The 16,032-nt window shown below is 60.5% G+C and carries 10 protein-coding genes and 6 pseudogenes; 8 read left to right on the forward strand and 8 right to left on the reverse strand.

Going from position 1 to position 16,032, the window contains the following annotated elements:
• Window positions 1-75: 75 nt before the first annotated feature.
• The 4 genes from L1069_RS19710 to acs all read right to left on the reverse strand — a co-directional run bounded on the left by L1069_RS19710 (window position 76) and on the right by acs (window position 4,992).
• Entirely contained in the window at window positions 76-1,860 is a 1,785-nt protein-coding gene (locus L1069_RS19710) for a sodium:solute symporter family protein (protein ID WP_134829760.1), read from the reverse strand.
• Between the two features lies 1 nt (window position 1,861).
• Window positions 1,862-2,146: a DUF4212 domain-containing protein gene (locus L1069_RS19715; protein ID WP_129370675.1), complete on the reverse strand. Its 285-nt coding sequence runs from the start codon at window positions 2,144-2,146 to the stop codon at window positions 1,862-1,864.
• 193 nt (window positions 2,147-2,339) lie between these two features.
• Window positions 2,340-3,023 carry an adenylate kinase gene (locus L1069_RS19720; protein ID WP_237456802.1) on the reverse strand — a complete coding sequence of 228 codons (684 nt, stop codon included), beginning with the start codon at window positions 3,021-3,023 and terminating at the stop codon, window positions 2,340-2,342.
• Between the two features lie 7 nt (window positions 3,024-3,030).
• Window positions 3,031-4,992, reverse strand: a complete 1,962-nt coding sequence (gene acs, locus L1069_RS19725; RefSeq protein ID WP_129370677.1) for an acetate--CoA ligase — start codon at window positions 4,990-4,992, stop codon at window positions 3,031-3,033.
• Window positions 4,993-5,484: 492 nt separating this feature from the next.
• On the opposite strand from acs, the gene L1069_RS19730 reads away from it, so the two are divergent.
• The 3 genes from L1069_RS19730 (at window position 5,485) to L1069_RS19740 (ending at window position 8,642) form a co-directional block, all read left to right on the forward strand.
• Window positions 5,485-6,501: a C4-dicarboxylate TRAP transporter substrate-binding protein gene (locus L1069_RS19730; RefSeq protein WP_129370678.1), complete on the forward strand. Its 1,017-nt coding sequence runs from the start codon at window positions 5,485-5,487 to the stop codon at window positions 6,499-6,501.
• Between the two features lie 81 nt (window positions 6,502-6,582).
• Complete coding sequence (locus L1069_RS19735) at window positions 6,583-7,233, forward strand: TRAP transporter small permease (protein WP_237456803.1); 651 nt, start codon at window positions 6,583-6,585, stop codon at window positions 7,231-7,233.
• A gap of 5 nt (window positions 7,234-7,238) precedes the next feature.
• Window positions 7,239-8,642 carry a TRAP transporter large permease gene (locus L1069_RS19740; RefSeq protein ID WP_237456804.1) on the forward strand — a complete coding sequence of 468 codons (1,404 nt, stop codon included), beginning with the start codon at window positions 7,239-7,241 and terminating at the stop codon, window positions 8,640-8,642.
• A gap of 102 nt (window positions 8,643-8,744) precedes the next feature.
• Here the strand turns inward: L1069_RS19740 and L1069_RS19745 are convergent.
• A pseudogene (locus L1069_RS19745) lies at window positions 8,745-9,134 on the reverse strand (hypothetical protein); the annotation flags it as partial.
• Window positions 9,135-9,545: 411 nt separating this feature from the next.
• The gene (gene ssb / locus L1069_RS19750; protein ID WP_129370682.1) at window positions 9,546-10,079 is read right to left on the reverse strand and encodes a single-stranded DNA-binding protein; all 534 of its coding nucleotides are present in this window, start codon (window positions 10,077-10,079) and stop codon (window positions 9,546-9,548) included.
• Between the two features lie 233 nt (window positions 10,080-10,312).
• Here ssb and L1069_RS19755 point away from each other — a divergent pair, with 233 nt between their 5' ends.
• The 4 genes and pseudogenes from L1069_RS19755 to L1069_RS19770 form a co-directional block, all read left to right on the forward strand.
• Entirely contained in the window at window positions 10,313-10,897 is a 585-nt protein-coding gene (locus L1069_RS19755) for a lytic transglycosylase domain-containing protein (protein WP_129370683.1), read from the forward strand.
• A gap of 117 nt (window positions 10,898-11,014) precedes the next feature.
• Window positions 11,015-11,389: a hypothetical protein gene (locus L1069_RS19760; RefSeq protein WP_237456805.1), complete on the forward strand. Its 375-nt coding sequence runs from the start codon at window positions 11,015-11,017 to the stop codon at window positions 11,387-11,389.
• Between the two features lie 270 nt (window positions 11,390-11,659).
• Window positions 11,660-12,091 (forward strand): annotated as a pseudogene (locus tag L1069_RS19765) (DDE-type integrase/transposase/recombinase); the annotation flags it as partial.
• Window positions 12,092-12,234: 143 nt separating this feature from the next.
• Window positions 12,235-12,495: pseudogene (locus L1069_RS19770) on the forward strand (DDE-type integrase/transposase/recombinase); the annotation flags it as partial.
• A 3-nt stretch (window positions 12,496-12,498) separates the two neighbouring features.
• Here L1069_RS19770 and L1069_RS19775 read toward each other — a convergent pair.
• Window positions 12,499-13,867 (reverse strand): annotated as a pseudogene (locus tag L1069_RS19775) (IS30 family transposase); the annotation flags it as partial.
• A gap of 441 nt (window positions 13,868-14,308) precedes the next feature.
• On the opposite strand from L1069_RS19775, the pseudogene L1069_RS19780 reads away from it, so the two are divergent.
• Window positions 14,309-14,425, forward strand: a pseudogene (locus L1069_RS19780) (IS3 family transposase); the annotation flags it as partial.
• Between the two features lie 42 nt (window positions 14,426-14,467).
• Here the strand turns inward: L1069_RS19780 and L1069_RS19785 are convergent.
• Window positions 14,468-15,909 (reverse strand): annotated as a pseudogene (locus L1069_RS19785) (IS256 family transposase).
• Window positions 15,910-16,032: the final 123 nt, after the last annotated feature.

Genomic DNA, 16,032 nt, shown 5'->3' on the forward strand with positions numbered 1-16,032 from the left:
ATGGTCCCGCCAGTAAGAACCGGACGGGACCATGAGGAAAAAGGCGGGCTGCAGGGCAGCCCGCCCAGGGGAGGTTCAGTGGTCCTGCGCAACTCCGGCACCGCGCGGGATGCGGACGCTTTCCACCAGCTCTTCGATCTCGGCGGGGATCGCTGCGGTCGATTTCGACACGATGAAGGCGACTGCAAAGTTCACCATCGCGCCAACCGCACCAAAGGAGGTGGATTTGATGGTGCCCAGCAGCGGGTCTGCGTCGGTGAAGGAGTTGGTGTCCGGGATGAACAGCCAGCCTTTGTGCAGGAAGATGTAGACCAGGGTCACACCCAGACCCGCCAGCATGCCGGCCACAGCGCCCTTGTTGTTCACCTTGGTGAAGATGCCCATCATCAGCGCCGGGAAGATCGAGGCAGCTGCGAGGCCGAACGCCAGCGCCACGGTCTGCGCGGCAAAGCCGGGAGGGTTGAGGCCCAGATAGGTGGCCACCGCGATGGCCACACCCATGGCGATACGGGCCGACAGCAGCTCATTCTTTTCCGAAATCTGCGGGTTGATCGAGCCTTTGATCAGGTCGTGCGATACCGCAGACGAGATTGCCAGCAGCAAGCCCGCCGCGGTCGACAGCGCAGCCGCAAGACCGCCGGCAGCAACCAGACCGATCACCCAGCTGGGCAGGTTGGCGATTTCCGGGTTGGCCAGCACCAGGATGTCGCGGTTGAACTTGGTCAGCTCATTGCCGGCCCAGCCATTGGCCGCAGCAGTTGCCTGCAGGTCTTCGGATTTGTCGTTATAGTACTGGATCGCACCGTCGCCGTTCTTGTCTTCCCAGGCCAGCAGGCCGGTTTTCTGCCAGGTCGCCATCCAGTCGTACTGCGGATCGTTTTCGATCTGCTGCACGGTCACGGCACCGCCTTCGATGCCGCCATTGGGCCACATCATTTCGGTGATGTTCAGACGCGCCATGGCGCCAACTGCCGGTGCGGTCAGGTACAGAAGGGCAATGAACACCAGCGCCCAGCCGGCTGACCAGCGGGCATCAGCCACTTTGGGCACGGTGAAGAAGCGCATGATCACATGGGGCAGGCCCGCGGTGCCGATCATCAGCGACAGGGTGAACAGCACCATGTTGAAAGTGTCGGAATGATGCGCGGTGTACTCATTAAAGCCCAGCTCGCGGACAATGGCGTCCAGCTTGGCCAGCAGCGGTTCACCGGATGCGGCGTGATCGCCGAACAGGCCCAGTGCCGGAACCGGATTGCCGGTCAGCTGCAGCGAGATGAAGATGGCCGGGATAGTATAGGCCATGATCAGCACGCAGTATTGCGCCACCTGGGTGTAGGTTACGCCTTTCATGCCGCCGAACACGGCGTAGGCGAACACAACACAGGCGCCGATCAGCAGGCCGGTGGTGTTGGAGACCTCCAGGAAGCGGCCAAAGGCGACGCCGACGCCGGTCATCTGGCCGATCACGTAAGTGGTCGAGGCAACGATCAGGCAGATCACAGCGACGATGCGCGCGGTCGGCGAATAGAACCGGTCACCGATGAACTCGGACACGGTGAACTTGCCGAACTTGCGCAGGTAGGGGGCAAGCAGCAGCGCCAGCAGCACATAGCCGCCGGTCCAGCCCATCAGGAAGGTGGAGTTATCATAGCCGGTAAAGGCAATGAGGCCCGCCATCGAGATGAACGAGGCTGCCGACATCCAGTCGGCTGCAGTGGCCATGCCGTTGGTTACAGGGTGAACACCCCGGCCGGCGGCATAGAATTCAGATGTGGAACCCGCGCGGGCCCAGATCGCGATGCCGATGTAGAGCGCAAAGGACGCGCCCACAAACAGCAGGTTGATGGTAAACTGGTCCATCTTATTCTTCCTCCACGCCGTATTCGCGGTCCAGCTTGTTCATCCGGAACGCGTAGAAAAAGATCAGCCCCAGGAACACCAGGATCGAGCCTTGCTGGGCGAACCAGAAGCCAAGATCGGCGCCGCCGACGCTGATGCCCGACAGGGCAGGGCGCAGCAGAATGCCGAAGCCGAATGAAACAACAGCCCAGATCACCAGGCTGACAAGAATGATGCGCACGTTCGCCGCCCAATAGCCTTTATCGGCCTCGGCGGTTTTTGCCGCATTTGTGGTTTGGTCCGCCATGAGCGGCTCCTCCTTCTTCCTCCTGAGCTGCTTTGCGCACGGGGCGCCGGGCAGACTCTCTCCGTTTGCCTGCCGCCGGGTTCACGGGCGTGCAGGCATAATTCCTCTGGTCCGCCAAGGCGGTGCCTTCGGGTATTCATATGTCCGGAAGACGGGGTCCTGCGGGTTTGACGCAGGCCCCGTTTCTTGTTTGTTAGGCGGTGGCCTCGGTCACGATGGCCGCCATGTCCCGGGCAATATCCGCGATATCGCCCATGGCATTAGTTGTCTGCAGCACGTCCTTGCCGCCGTAATAGTCAATCAGCGGCGCGGTTTGCGCGTGATAGGCTTCCAGACGGCTGGCAACGGTTTCCGCGTTGTCGTCGGCGCGGCGTTTCATTTCGGTGTTGCCGCATTTGTCGCATTTCCCGGCTTCGGCGGGCTGCTTGAAACTGTCGTGATAGCCCTCGCCGCAGCCGCCGCAGGTGTAGCGGCCCGAGATCCGTGTCACCATGGCGGCGTCATCCACCTCAAGGCTGATCGCGGCGTTGATCTTCTGGCCGGTTTCCGCCAGCAGCTCGTCCAGTGCTGCGGCCTGCACGGTGGTGCGAGGGAAGCCGTCGAGGATCACGCCCTTAGTGCAATCCGGCTCTGCCAGACGGTCGCGCAGGATGTTGATCACGATCTCGTCGCTGACCAGCTGCCCTGCTTCCATCACGGCTTTGGCCGCCAGGCCTGCCGGGGTGCCCGCGGCTACTGCTTCGCGCAGCAGGTCGCCGGTCGACAGCTGCACATAGCCGAATTTTCCCTCAAGCATCCGCGCCTGGGTGCCCTTGCCGGCGCCCGGAGGGCCCAGCAGGATCAGAACGGCGGGACGGGTTAGAACTGCCATATTCATTGGTCAATCACCCCTTGTTCGCACGGTTTTGGATCAGGTCATCGACCACCGACGGATCGGCGAGGGTCGAGGTGTCGCCCAGGCTGCCAAAGTCATTCTCTGCAATCTTGCGCAGGATGCGGCGCATGATCTTGCCGGAACGGGTTTTCGGCAGGCCCGGTGCCCATTGAATGACGTCCGGCGAGGCGATCGGGCCAATCTCGGTCCGCACCCAGGTGCGCAGCTCCTTCAGCAGCTCATCAGACGGCTCGCGGTCGTTCATCAGGGTCACATAGCAATAGATGCCCTGGCCCTTGATCTCATGGGGGTAGCCAACCACGGCGGCCTCGGCCACGGCGGCGTGTGCCACCAGCGCGCTTTCGACCTCGGCGGTGCCCATGCGGTGGCCGGAGACGTTGATCACGTCGTCAACGCGGCCGGTGATCCAGTAATCGCCATCCTCGTCGCGGCGGCAGCCGTCGCCGGTGAAGTAGTAGCCCTTGTAGTCGGAGAAATAGGTTTTCTCGAAGCGCTCGTGGTCACCCCAGACGGTGCGCATCTGGCCCGGCCAGCTGTCCTTGATGCACAGCACGCCCTCGACGCCGTTGCCCTCGATCTCGACGCCCGATTGCGGGTCCAGAACCACCGGCTGGATGCCGAAGAAGGGCTTCATCGCCGCGCCCGGTTTCATCGCATGCGCACCCGGCAGCGGGGTCATCAAGTGGCCGCCGGTCTCGGTCTGCCACCAGGTGTCGACGATCGGGCATTTGCCGCCGCCGACAACCTCGTTGTACCAGTTCCAGGCTTCGGGGTTGATCGGCTCGCCCACGGTGCCAAGGGTGCGAAGGGAGGACAGGTCGCATTTCTCGACCCATTCGTTGCCCTGGCCCATCAGGGCGCGCAGCGCGGTGGGGGCGGTGTAGAACTGGTTCACCTTGTGCTTTTCGCAGACCTGCCAGAAGCGGCTGGCATCGGGGTAGGTCGGCACGCCTTCGAACATCAGCGTGGTGGCGCCATTGGCCAGCGGCCCATAGACGATATAGCTGTGGCCGGTCACCCAGCCCACATCCGCGGTGCACCAGTAGACGTCGCCATCGTGGTAATCGAATGTGATCTCATGCGTCATCGCGGCATAGGCCAGATAGCCGCCGGAGGTATGCACAACACCCTTGGGCTGGCCGGTGGAGCCGGAGGTGTAGAGGATGAACAGCGGATCTTCGGCGTTTACTTCGGCCGGGGCGCAGTAGTCATCCGCTTCCAGCGCCATCTCGTTGTAGTCGTAGTCGCGCCCGTCAACCCAGGTGGTCTGGCCGCCGGTGCGCTTGACCACCAGGCATTTCACGCTGTCCTTGGTGTGCAGCAGCGCGGCGTCGGCGTTGGATTTCAGCGCCGTCTTGCGGCCGCCGCGGGGGGCTTCGTCGGCGGTGATCACAACCTTGGCGTCGCAGCCGTTGATCCTGGCCGCCAGCGCGTCGGGGGAGAAGCCGGCAAACACGATGGAATGAATGGCGCCAATGCGGGCGCAGGCCAGCATTGCATAAGCGGCTTCGGGGATCATTGGCAGGTAGATCACCACCCGGTCGCCTTTGCGCACCCCCATCGATTCCAGGATGTTGGCCATCCGGCAGGTGCGGCGGTGCAGCTCCTTATAGGTGATGTGCTGGGCTTCTTCTTCGGGGCTGTCCGGTTCCCAGATGATTGCGGTCTGGTCGCCGCGTGTTTCCAGATGACGGTCGATACAGTTGGCAGAAACGTTCAGGGTGCCGTCGGCGTACCAGTTGATGGAGACGTTGCCGAAGCTGTAGTTCACATCTTTCACCTGGGTGAAAGGCTTGATCCAGTCGATGCGCTTGCCCTGTTCGCCCCAGAACCCGTCCGGGTCAGTCAGCGAGGCGTCATACATTTCCTGATACTTGGCGGCATTCACATGCGCGCGGGCAACGGTTTCGTCGGACGGCGGATAGACAGCGTCTGCGTGCAACGCGTTCATTCGGTTTCCTCCCAGAAATTTTATTGGCAAGACAAACGACAACGCTGTGCCGTGGCTGTCAAACCGTTTCCTCCTGGGGCTAGATAATACCGCAGATTGAAAATTTGTGAATAAAACACCGATATCAAAGAGTTTATCTGTAAACGAATTTCAGACTTTCAGAGGTTCTTGTAAATGATAGCGCATGCAAACGCATACCACCGCATGTTTTCATAAGCTTTTCTGTAAATTCCTCCATTGGCCGTTTTCGGCTTCCGTCCCCGTTATCGGCCTGGCAGCGGCTTACTGCCGCAGCTTCCGGCGGCTTTGCACCTGCGGCATATTGTGCCGGCATGAGCTGGGAACCACTGTTTCACCGCGCTGCGAGTCGCTGCGTCACCTTTCCCTCCGGGGGGCTTGGCAGAGCGTATCTGTGCCGCTAGCCTGACCGTCAAGCGCACCACTCCGGTCAGATGCCGGATCGAAAAGGGCGCAATTCGGGAGAGTTACATTATGAACAGAATTCTGACCGCCGCTGTGGCGGCAACCGCGGGCATTGCAATGGCAGGCGAGGCCGCCGCGACCGAGTGGAACGTGTCCCTGTGGGGCAAGCGCCGGGCGTTCACCGAGCATGTTGAAAAACTGGCTGAGCTGGTCAGTGAAAAGACCGGCGGCGAATTTACCCTGAACATCAGCTATGGCGGGCTTTCGAAGAACAAGGAGAACCTTGACGGGATCTCTATCGGCGCGTTTGAGATGGCGCAGTTCTGTGCCGGCTACCACCGCGACAAGAACCCGTCGATCACCGTGCTGGAATTGCCGTTTCTGGGCGTGAACACGCTGGACGAAGAAGTGGCCGTGGCCAATGCTGTCTACGCGCACCCGGCGGTGCAGGCGGATCTGGCGCGCTGGAATGCCAAGCTGCTGATGACCTCGCCGATGCCGCAGTACAATATCGTCGGCACAGGTGAGCCGCGTGATGAGCTGGGTGAGTTCAAGGATATGCGCGTGCGCGCCACCGGCGGCATCGGCAAGGCGTTCTCGGCCGTTGGTGCGGTGCCGACCTCGGTGACGGCAACCGAAGCGTATAACGCGATGGAATCCGGTGTTGTGGACACGGTCGCCTTTGCCCAGCACGCGCATCTGGCCTTTGGCACCATCAACCGCGCCGACTGGTGGACCGCAAACCTGAACCCCGGCACCGTGAACTGCCCGGTGGTGGTCAACACCGATGCCTATGACGCCCTCAGCGACGCTGAACGCGAAGCGCTCGACAGCTCGGTCGAGGAGGCGATCGGCCACTATCTGGCCAATTACGGGGCACTGCTGGAGAAATGGGACGGCGTACTGGCCGAGAAAGGCGTCGAGAAAGTCACCATCTCCGACGACCAGCTGGCCGAGTTCCGCAAGGTGGCTGCCGACCCGATCCGCGCCCAGTGGATCGAAGACATGAGCGCGCAGGGCCTTCCGGCGCAGGAACTTTATGACCTGGTGCAAAAGACCCTCAGCGATCACCGTTCGGGCAGCTGATCCTGACACAACACAAAAGGGGCCGGGCTGATCAGGTCCGGCCCCTTTTGTCTTTGATTGTACATAGAGACGGGGGCGGGCATGGCAGGCAGCGCAGCAGTGCTGGAGGACGGCAGCTTGATCAGCAGGCTGGACCAGCGGTTAGTGAAAGCGGAGCGCCTGCTGGCGCTTTTGAGCGGCATCGCGGTGTTTTCCCTGATGATCCTGGCGGTGGTCTCGGTTGGCGGACGCAATGCGATGAACGCGCCGCTGCCCGGCTATGTGGACTGGATCGAACAGATCATGCCGTTGATCGCCTTCATGGGCATTGCCTATGTGCAGCGCGACGGCGGCCACATCCGTATGGATATTGTTGTCGGTGCCCTGCGGGGCCGGGCCATGTGGCTGTTTGAGCTGATCTCGGTCCTGCTGATCCTGCTGCTGATCCTGGCGCTGGTCTGGGGCAGCTGGTCGCATTTCCTGCGTTCCTTTGATTTTGCCGCCCCCTGGTGGAGCCGTGACAGCTCTATCGACATCGGCATTCCGATCTGGCCTGCGAAACTGCTGGCGCCGGTGGCCTTTGCGGTTTTGGGGCTGCGGCTGCTGCTGCAGATCTGGGGCTATGGCCGCGCACTGGTGCTGGGGCTGGAAACGCCTGTGGCGGTGCCGCTGGTGCTCAGCGCAGCGGAACAGGCGGCGGCAGAGGCGGATCAATTGGCAGGCCATGACACCAATGGCAGCGGGCAGGGGTAAGGCAGATGGAACCCATTGAAATCGGCCTGTGGGTCACCGGCGGCCTGCTGGCGATGGTTGTGCTGGGGATGCGGGTGGCCTTTGCCGCCGGTCTTGCGGGCCTTATCGGCCTGATCTGGATCTTCTGGGCCAAATTCGGCTATGATCCGGCGCGGTTTGGCAAGGCTCTGACCGTCTCGGTAAAGATCGCAGGCCAAGTGCCGCACTCCAAAGTGTCGTCACAGGCGCTGTCGCTGATCCCCACCTTCATCCTGATCGGCTATCTGGCCTATTATGCTGGCCTGACCCGCGCCTTGTTCGAGGCCGCCAAGCGCTGGATCGCCTGGCTGCCGGGCGGGTTGGCGGTCTCCACCGTGTTTGCCACCGCAGGCTTTGCTGCCGTGTCGGGTGCCAGCGTGGCGACCTCTGCCGTCTTTGCCCGTATTGCTATCCCCGAAATGCTGAAGATCGGCTATAACAAGCAATTCGCGGCCGGTGTTGTGGCCGCTGGCGGTACACTGGCCTCGCTGATCCCGCCTTCGGCAATCCTGGTGATTTACGCCATCATTGTCGAACAGGACGTGGGCAAGCTGCTGCTGGCAGGGTTTATTCCCGGCGCCTTCTCGGCGTTGGTTTATGGTCTCCTGATTGTCGGCATCGCAGTGATCTTCAAATCCGTCGGCCCGCCGGTCAGAGGCTTTACATGGGGCCAGCGCTTTGCCGCATTGCCCGGTGCGCTGCCGATCATCTTTGTCGTCGTGATCATCATCTGCTTTGTCTACAACCCCTTTGGCGGCGACGCCTGGGGCACACCGACCGAGGGCGGCGCGCTGGGGGCCTTTGTGGTGTTCTGCATGGCCGTCCTGAAGGGTATAAAATGGGCCGAGCTGAAGTCGGCACTGCTGGAAACGGCGAAGCTGACGGTGATGATCTTCACCATCATCTGGGGCGTGCTGATCTATGTGCGTTTCCTTGGCTTCGCGGACTTGCCGGGGGCGTTCTCCGACTGGATCACTGCGCTGGAGATGAGCCCGATGGTGATCCTGATCTGCATCCTGCTGGCCTATGCGGTGCTGGGCATGTTCATGGATGCCATCGGGATGCTGCTGCTGACGCTGCCGGTGGTTTATCCTGCCGTGATGGCGCTGAACGGCGGCGAGAGCGTGGCCGCCGCAGACAGCGCCTTTGGCATGAGCGGCACCATGTGCGCGATCTGGTTCGGCATCCTGGTGGTGAAGATGGCCGAATTCTGCCTGATCACCCCGCCGATCGGGCTGAATTGTTTTGTGGTGGCCGGCGTGCGCGATGATCTGAGCGTGCAGGATGTGTTCAAGGGCGTGACCCCGTTTTTCATTGCCGACGCCGTGACAATTGCGCTGCTGGTCGCCTTCCCGGGAATTGTTCTCTACCTGCCGTCCTTGGCGGGATAAGGACGGGCGCTCAGGACACACCGATACAGACCGGCTTGGCAGGCGGCGGCGCAGCGCCTGATTGTGCAGCCTTGCTTTCCCTGTTCCCGGACAGACTTTTTCTACAAGTTCTGTGACAGGTAGGCCAAGCGCGGTCTTGCGGTTTAGCACGGCAATGCGGATGTGAATTTTCGCAACCTGTCGCTGAATATCTCCCGCCATGACGGATTGGCCATGACAGATTTACTGAGCCGCTTGATGCAGTCGTCCAATCGGCGGGAGACGATCGCCCGGGTCGTTTTCCGGCCCGGCTCCTATCCCCGATGCGGCCTGCGGCGGTGATATCCGCGCCATCGCCGTCATAGGGCGCGGTCAAGGTATCGCGATGCATGTACCGCCTCGTTTCAGGTGAAGATTCCGGCGCCCGCGGGCTTCCAAGGTTTGGCACTTTTTTCGGGGCGGTATGACAGCATGGATGTCTCGCGCGGCGATTGCATCATGGTATTTGCGTGTGCCGCGCTGCCCGGCAGGCGATTCTTGCACTACCGGCAGGCGCGGCAGCCCGCTGGTCAGTGCAATAGGCACCTCATCCCGGCGGAATAAGTCCGTCCGTTTCAAACCCAGAGTTCGTCTTTTTTGATGCAATAAATATTGTCTAAGGAGCGGCATCAAACCGTGGCAGGTCCACAAAGGCAGCGATGTAGACTGTTGGTGCGATCAATGGCTTGCCATCTTGTGCGACAAGCAAGGAAGTGGCTGATCCAGTGCACAGGGCAAACTGCGGATCGTCATGGTGATTGTTCACATCTCCATGAAAAGGGAAATACGAAACAGTGGTGTCCTAACGTGAAAGGGCTGGCAAATGCCAACCCTTTGCTTTTGTTTCTAAAGCGGAGGAACTTCACATTCCGAGAGCCTAGCCTGTTAGAACGGGATCTCGTCGTCGTCGATGTTATGGGACGCGCCGCCGCCGAAATTGCCGCCGCCGCCACCACCGCTGCCGCCGCCTTGCTGGCCGCTGTCATAACCGCCGCCGTAACCGCCGCCCTGGCTGCCGCCGCCATAACCGCCGCCGCCGCCACCGTCTTGGCCGCCGCCGCCTTCACCGCGGCCGTCAAGCATGGTCAGGGTGGAGCCGAAGCCTTGCAGGACGATTTCGGTCGAATACCGGTCCTGACCGCTTTGGTCCTGCCATTTGCGGGTCTGCAGCTGGCCTTCGATATAGACCTTGGAGCCTTTGCGTAGATACTGCTCGGCAACGCGCACAAGACCTTCGCTGAAAATGGCCACAGAGTGCCACTCAGTCCGCTCGCGGCGTTCACCGGTGTTACGGTCTTTCCAGTTTTCCGAGGTAGCAATGCGCAGGTTGCAAACTTTACCGCCGTTCTGGAAGCTGCGCACCTCCGGGTCGCGGCCCAGATTGCCGATGAGCATGACTTTGTTAAGAGAGCCGGCCATAGGGTTCCGTCCTTTTATTCCTGAATGTCCTGTCCAGCACCGGTCCGGCGCGAATCCGTCCGGGCTGCTTGATTGGCACAGTACAGACCTGTGCAAGGTGAGGAAAGCAGCTCTCTGGGGATGATTTTGCAGGAGTTTGCGCTGCAATGATGACGGATTGCGCCGGTGTTGCTTTAAATTTCTTCTGTATTGGTTATATTTGCGCAAAGTGGGACAGTGTTGGGACAGCGGAAATGCGCAAAGCCGTTGCGGGGTTGGTGATTGCCATGGTCGGGGCAGGGCAGCCTGCCGCCGCCGATGTATTGAGCACCAAGAACCGGCGGGATTTGTTTTCCGCCCACACTAGGTTGCTGGATGGCCGCGCTGCCACCCAGTACAAGAACTCATCCCGGCTGCAGCCCAAGACATATCAGATCCCTTCAGCCGCGGGCACGCTGCCCTACAGCGGCAAGTACCGCGGCCAGTATCTGCAGCTGGCGCGGGACGCGGCGCGTCAGCACGGTGTGCCAGAAGATCTGTTCCTGCGCCTGGTGCAGCAGGAAAGCAATTGGAACCCGAACGCCAAATCGCACAAAGGCGCGTTGGGCCTGGCACAGCTGATGCCTGCAACCGCACGGGCGCTGGGGGTCAACCCCGCGGTTCCGCAGCAGAACCTGGAGGGCGGCGCGCGGTATCTGGCGCGGCAATTCCGCAAATTCGGGTCCTGGCGGCTGGCATTGGCGGCCTATAACGCGGGTCCGGACGCGGTGAAGAAATACGGAGGGGTGCCGCCCTATAAGGAAACCCAGAACTATGTAAAGAAGATCTGGGGCAGCTGACGCGCCGTTTCATTAACCTGTGGGTAAGTTCCCTTAATGCCCCGTTAACTCCGCGCTAGTGTCACGCATTTGCCTTAAATTTTTGTGAATCTTCCCTCAAGTTCTGGAGGGAATGACTTGTACACCAACAGCTTTGATGAGCGGATCAACCGGATTGACTGGCAGCCGAGCGCGGTCCCGACGCGTCAGATGATCGACAGTGTCCTGGCCAGCCGTCTGCCCCGGCAGCCGCGCAGTGCTGTGCTGAGCCTGGCCGGCGCCATTGTTGGTATTTTGATCGGCACCGGCCTCAAGGGAATGTCTTTGGCCGGATCTCCATGGGGTCCGGAAACCGGCCTTGCCGGAGCTTTCGGCGGCAGCCTGGCGCTGGCTGGTCTGGTCGCTTCGGTAACGGCTGCCCTGATGGCTGCGGCCAAAGGAAATCAGGCGCCGCGGCTGATGCAGTTCGCCTCGATGAACCTGCTGATGATCGTGGTGGTGCTGCTCAGCTGAACAAGACGGCCCCTGTGGGAGTGGGGGACGGAAGTGGAGCCCCATGTGGTGCTTTTTTAAGCAGCACATGGGGTTTGCTATAAGAGATGGTCGCAGGATTTTGGACCAGTGGCCAAGCTGTAGCGACTGACGAAGGAACGACCACAGTGGACGAAGCGGAAACGCTTTTCGGCAGAGTTCGAAGCCAAAGTTGCACTTTAAGCTATCCGTGAAGAATTGACGACGGTTGAACTGGCCAAAAAGTACGGCGTCCAAAGGCTTGGCGATCACCGCCCCAATCAGGTCTGGTGCACTGATGCAACCAGCATACCCATGCGCCGGGGCCTTTGTAAGGCCGCGGCAATGGGTTGGCACAGCCGCAAAGTGCTGATCTGGCGGTTATCCGGCACGATGAACGCCGGGTTCTGCATCGAGGCCTTGAAGGAAGCACTGGCCCGGCGCTGCCCGCCCGAGAAATTCAACTCTGATCAGGGCTCCCGGTTCCCCAGCTCAGATTTCACCAGCGTGCTGCGGGCTGCCAAGGTAAAGATCCCGGTGGATGGGCGCGGCCGTTGGATCGAAAATCGCCTGATCGGGCGGCTCTGGCGCCCGCTGAAGTACAAATGCGCCTACCTGAATGCCTTCGAGACCGGCTCGGAGGCCCGCATCGGGATCGGCGCCTGGATCAGATACTGCGCCGAAAAGCGCCCGCACTCATCAATATGGGCTGCTGACGCCGGGCGCGGCCTAAGATACGCCGCCTCAGAACCTGAATGACGCCGCCTGAATGACGCCGCCTGAATGAAACCAATGATATGGCTTAGCCAGGCGGAAAACTGGCCCAAAAACAGGGGCAACCTCTCATAGCAGACCAGCCAATCCGGAAATGGGCTGGTGACATCAGTTATGTTTGGACGGGGGGGCTGTATCTGGATGTGATCCTGGATTTGCATTTCCGCCGTTTCGTCGGTTGGACTGTGAACAATCGGATGAAGCGCGATCTGGCAATCCATACCCTGTACATGGCCATTGCCTTTCGTGCGCCACCAAAAGGCTGCATCTACCATTCGGATCGCGGCGTGCGAGGCGGATGCAAACGGTCGTCGCAACGGTTGATTGATATTTTATGACAGGACTTCTTCCAACTCCTCTGCGGGCGTTTTCCATCCGAGCGTTTTTCGAGGCCGGTTGTTCAGGGCGTATGCGACGGCATCAAGGGTGTTCTCATCATGTACACTGAGATCCGTGCTCTTGGGAAAGTACAGACGCAATAGGCCATTGGTGTTCTCGTTGCTGCCGCGCTGCCAGGGGCTTTGAGGATCACAGAAGAACACCTGGATGCCCGTATCTGTCTTCAGCTTCGCATGTTGTGCCGTCTCAGCCCCCTGGTCCCATGTGAGTGATTTGCACAAGCGGCTTGGAAGGCTCTGAATTGATTTGGCAATGGCACCTCGAACAGCCTCAGCACCGCGACCTGTAAGCGCGGGGCCGTTCTTTTTTGCGCGGAGCTGCACCATGGCCGGGCATCGGGGACAGATGCAGCAGGAGCGTGAACCGTGTTTTGCGTTCCACCAGAGTGCCGATCGCCGAGTTCTTCAGGCCGAGGATCAGATCGCCTTCCCAGTGACCCGGCACAGCGCGGTCTTCTGCTTCGGCGGGGCGTTCGCTGATCATGATCTGATCAGACACAAACGGTTTGCCTTTGCCCTTTCGCCGCGCGCGCGGGACATGTCGCGCCCGTCCGGAACGCAAGCAGGCAACCAACTCCCACCGCAGCGCACCACGGCCTTGAATGAACAAGGGATGATAGATGGCCTCATGGCTGATACGCATCATCGGGTCATCCGGAAAATCAAAAGGCAAACGGCGGGCGATCTGCTCAGGGCTCCAGGCCGTTGCCCATCTGCGATGTTGCCGGCGCACAGACCGTCTCTTCGTCCAAGACACGTCAGGACCGGCCACGATGTTCCCGTTTGGACCAGAGAGCTGACCTGAGAGCCGATCTTCAACATACTGCCGCAAGGCGTCGTTCTGCGCCAGTTTTGTTAGCTTTGGCCGGCGTGCCGCGCGATCTGCATGCCATTGCGCTGTTGCCGCGCGATATTCAAAGCCCCCTGAGCGTGTCGCTGCATTCCGCCGGAGTTCCCGGGAAACGGTCGAGGCGGATCGTCGAATCTTCCTTGCAATCGCACAGACACCGAAGCCTTGCGCTCTGTACAAGGCGATCTCTTCGCGCTCAGCAAAACACAGATACCGGCCGGAAAGCGGCTGAGATGCATTTGCAAACTTGGATGGCGGCATGCCTCCGGCCTCCCGAAACCAACGACTGCCAACTGGGGCAGACGCGCCAGCTTGCACGCCAGATTCCTTGCTGGAAACGCCTTGCTTGACGAGTTGCCAAAACATGACTTGCTGGGAACGCAGTGCCGCCCGTGGCCGTCCCGGTGAATGCAGTTCACCTCGTGTGCTGCGCTCTGATGCGCGTTTGCGGTTTGTCATCACAACCTCCAATTCGGAACCGTTGCAACGACCGTTTACATCCGCCCAGTACTGTTCGCACGACTACCAGATGCTGCTGCGCCGGCATGGCGTCAAAGTGTCCTCTCTCATGCATGTAAACATGCACCGCCGGGCAGTGGATGAGCGGTAAGGGAAACTGCTGCGACTGTGAATATGGTATTGCGGTTTGATGGCCTGACCCATACTACGATTGACTGCGTGTCATTGTGTTGACGTGTCGACCGTCAAGTCGCCCCGGTAACTGGCGGGATGTGCCCTTATAGGAGCTTGACGGGGACGCCCCATCACAGTCCTGTCCCCTCGGATCGGTGCCTGGCCATTCTGAGCAACGAGGGCACTATGAAGACCACTCATCCAGTAATCATCGGCGTTGACACTCACAAAGCACCCCATGTTGACGTCGCCATTGACAGGCAAGGCACCCGGGAGTGCCTCGTGGCGATCCCGGACACTTCGATCACGGGGCGCCGTGCGGCGCGTGAGCTGACGGCCCTGATCAGGCGCTGCGGAAAGTCCGGTATGAACGTCAGCAACAATTGAGCGGAGACTGTGCGGAATTTTGTGCCCTGGCGCCTTTTCTTACGCCAAAGGGAAACGTTCCTGGAACATGATGGCGAGCTGGCTTTTCACCGCATGCCATTTGCGCACTGAGCGCTTCCACTCCGCTGAGGCAGCATTCAGCACCAGATAGATCAATTTGGCCGCCGCCTCATCGCTGGCGAAATGGCCGCAGGTTCGGACCGCACGGCGGAATTTCGAGTTCAGCGCTTCAATCATTGCCCGGCAAGCGGTTTGCGAAGCAAATTTGCCGAGAGGGGCGTTGGTCGTGTAACTCAGCCTGCGCACCTCGGACGGATAGTCGAGGAATGGAATGACTTCGTTCCAGGCCCGCCGCCAGCTCGGCGCTATGGCCGGATAGCGCTTTGACAAATCGCTCGCTTCAAATTCGGTTAGCGCGGCTTCGGCCGCCGCGGCATCAACGGCCGTATAGACCGCCTTCAAAGCCGCGGCGACGGCCTTGCGGTCTTTGTAGCTGGCAAAGCTTTTGGAATGGCGCAGCAGATTGGCAATACAGGTCTGGACCTGGGTTCGGGGGAAGGCCGCCTCTCCTCTCGGCAGCGGATGGTCTGGGGGGAGCCCTTGGGGCCGTCTATTCCCCGCCAGTGGATTGCCTGCAAACCATGGGCGGGCATGATTGCGATCAGAATGTCCTGAACGTATGAGGAGGGTCAGGAAACGATCTGAGGGATCGTTTCCCTGACGATTGGGTTGCGCAGACCGCTCAGCACCTTGGCCCAGAATTTGGTCCCCTCATTGGCCTGGAACCACAAGCCCAGAACGTCCTGCGTGCCGTCCGGCAAGATTGCCAGGGCCACGAAGACCGCCTTGTTCGAGACCGCGCCGTCGCTGCGGATGTTGACCCGGATCGCATCCATGAACACCACCGGATAGCAGGACTCAAGCGGGCGGTTCTGCCAGGCCGTCACCTCCTGCATCACGGTGTCGGTGATGGCCGAAATCAGGCTGGGTGACGCTTCAAAGCCGTAGATCTCCTCGATGTGGCCTTGGATCTCCCGGGTCGTCATGCCGCGGACGGGCACGCTCCCTCGCGGGACATTGCTGCGCTGTGCCCTGCCTGGCAGTGGATGATCTTGGTGTCGCCCCCCGGAAAGCGGCACTTATACTTGGCGACCAGAACCGGGTCAAAAGTCCCGTTCCGGTCGTGCGGAAAGTCCAGAACTACCTTGCCGGCGTCCGTGGCCACAGTCTTCTGGCTGCTGCCCCTTTAGTGCATGTAAACATGCACTGCCGGGCAGTGATTGCGGCGATTGGCGGGCTGGTTCTGGCTTTCAGTCGGCTCCTGCGCCCGCTCTTCGCTCAGATGTTCGTCCAACTCGGTGCTCAGCGAACGTTCCGCAATCGCCTTAGTCCGTTCGGAAAGAATAACTTCCTTGCCGAAAAAGGTCTCCGGGCGAACGCCCTTCAATCAGCCGGTCCAACAGGTCTTTGTCTATGCGCAGCCGTGGGTCTCCTCAAAATTGAGCTATCACGCCAGGGCACAAAACTCAGGATGGTCCCATGGAGAGGAGCTGGCATCCAACGCCATCCTGCGTGGTGTTCCGAACAGCGGATCGAATTGCATA

The sequence above is a fragment of the Leisingera sp. MMG026 genome (genome assembly GCF_021654205.1).
Classification (GTDB): domain Bacteria; phylum Pseudomonadota; class Alphaproteobacteria; order Rhodobacterales; family Rhodobacteraceae; genus Leisingera.